Annotated in this window: 2 protein-coding genes; both read left to right on the top strand. The window is 47.7% G+C overall.

Translation table 11 applies throughout. From position 1 onward, the window contains the following. Window positions 1-66 precede the first annotated feature (66 nt). Window positions 67-1,878: a hypothetical protein gene (locus PFER_RS00035; protein WP_048147712.1), complete on the top strand. Its 1,812-nt coding sequence runs from the start codon at window positions 67-69 to the stop codon at window positions 1,876-1,878. After that, window positions 1,859-2,333, top strand: a 475-nt coding sequence (locus PFER_RS00030; RefSeq protein ID WP_157254957.1) for a hypothetical protein, incomplete at its 3' end; no start/stop codon positions are given. The genes PFER_RS00035 and PFER_RS00030, both read left to right, overlap by 20 nt.

The raw sequence follows: 2,333 nt of genomic DNA, 5'->3' as shown, positions 1-2,333 counted from the left end.
ACATTTTTTGGTAAATTTTTTAAGGTGTGGGGTTATTCTATTTGGTGGTGATGATATGAAGTCGGCATGGAGGAGTGTCATAATAACAATCGTAGTACTAAGTATTTTCCAGGATTTAAATTCTCGGAAGCCACAGAAACCTTTATTGAAGAACACCCCCTGAAGGAAATCCAAGGACTAGTCCAATACACCAACGGAGACCCCAACTCAATATACTTCCCCCAAAAAGCAGAATACACACTACTCACCACCATAGAAGGCAAGGAAATCACCTTCGAATCCACAAGCAAAGAAATACACATAAACAAAGAATGGCTCAACCTCCACGGAATCTCAAACCCCCTAATACTAGCCCCCGGCTTCAAAATAACAGAAACAGAAACCCACTACATACTCTCAAACGGCAATGGAGGCATCATCAGAATTGTAAACATAAACGTCAAACCACACCGCACAAGTGCCGAAATTAAATGGGAAACCAACGCAATTGACGGAGGCGACCAGTACGCTCCCCAAGTAACGAACGGGCACGTTAATTACGGAACCTCCTCATTAACCAACCAAGCTCCCGCAGATAAAACATGCACAAGCAACTACCTGTGCTCCTTCACAGCAAACCTCCAAGGACTCCAAGCATTCACCACCTACCACTATCAACTCCTAGTCAGATACCAGTTCACCCTCCCCAACGGTACCCCCGGAACAGGAGAAGCAAGTGTAACCGGCTCGTTTGTCACAGAAGAAAATAACCCTCCAGAAACACCAGAATTACTCTCCCCTCAAAACGGCGCTTACATGCCCCCCGGCACCGTGACTTTAAAATGGAGCGGCAACGACCCAGATGGCGATAAGATCGTATACCACGTGAAAATAGGCCTGAACGGAGCTATCCCCGCAGAGTACACAACGACTGAAAACACCCAGATATCCCTCACCCTTGACTCCCCCGAGACGTATTACTGGCAGATTGTAGCGGTGGATTCTAAAGGAGCACGTTCCGAATCAGAGACCCGCTTTTTCACGATCACCTCCCCCTCAAACAGCAACCACCCACCCTATAAACCATCATTACTCTCCCCAACAAACGGTCAAATTTTGACGACAAACGGGGATTCTGCAGAAGTCCAGCTCAAATGGAACTGCAACGACCCCGATGGAGACTCCCTTAATTATAAGCTCTACCTCGGCCCCTCCCCCGACAGGTTATCCTACTTAACCACCACCGCCTCACCCCATTACTCCCTAACTTTAAAGCCCGGAAAGTACTACTGGAAAGTCATCGCACAGGACTCCAATGGAGCCTACAAGAGTTCCGACGTTTCAAATTTCATTGTCGAAAAAAACGAAAACATCACACTAAAATTCTACGTCCTCAGGGTCAGGCAATTAAGGCCCGGCCTGGTATCCAGACCAGATATGTACGTCAAACTCACAATCAACGGGAAAACTTACAAAAGCCCAACCTGGGACAACAAGGAGGATGTGGAAAAGAACAGTCTCTTCGGAAAAGACATGCTGGCAAATCTTGACTCCCAAAGCCTCTTTACCGTAACGGCATCCGTTCCAAAGGATAGGACGACAACGATAAAACTTGAACTCTACGACTCAGACCTGTTTGGCAGTGACGCTCTGGACGTTAGCCCCTCCTCCAACTACGCCGCGACGATCATTTACAACCCCCTCGACGGCTCCATTGATGTTCAGGGAGCACAGACAGAGTGGAAAAAGAGTTTTGGATTCGTTGGCTACGTGTCCGGGGTGGAGACACCCTCGGACTACTCCTCAGAGTACGGGGACGTTGAGCCATACTCGAACTATTACGATGACCTAAAAAAATGCTGGAATCAATATCGGAACCATGAACATCGAAAGGCGTGAGGAGTACTCCAGGGTGGGGGTGCAGATAACGGTTGATAACACTCAAATAAGCGTGAAACCCAGGGAGGTGGTGATATTTAACGCCACTGACGCGAACAACAATACATTAAAGATAGCGGTTCTCAACGTTGATCCCTTCACAAAATCCAAATTCGAGAAGCAGCTGGATGGAAAATCCGCCACCCTGGTGATAGGCGGCAACTCAATCACCACTAACCCCATAAAACCCCCCAAAGACCCGATACTACCACCCATTGATCCGGGAACACCCATTAAAGTTGAGTCAACATCAAGCCAAAGCTATCAAGCATTCACCTCCACTCTTTCAAAGGAAAGGCTATTCCTATCTCCTGAAAAAGTAGAGGCGGATTACGTGGTTCTTTCAGCGGATAAGGCCGAGCCGGATGCTGAAGTCTGGTTCGCAATACTTCAAGAGGATTCTCACGGCAACCACA

Source organism: Palaeococcus ferrophilus DSM 13482, from assembly GCF_000966265.1.
Lineage (GTDB): Archaea > Methanobacteriota_B > Thermococci > Thermococcales > Thermococcaceae > Palaeococcus > Palaeococcus ferrophilus.
This window is presented reverse-complemented; position numbering and strand designations above follow the sequence as displayed.

What these genes read in the sequence shown, in the direction of transcription:
- PFER_RS00035 (WP_048147712.1), top strand. Translation starts at nt 67, where the DNA reads ATGGAGGAGTGTCATAATAACAATCGTAGTACTAAGTATTTTCCAGGA.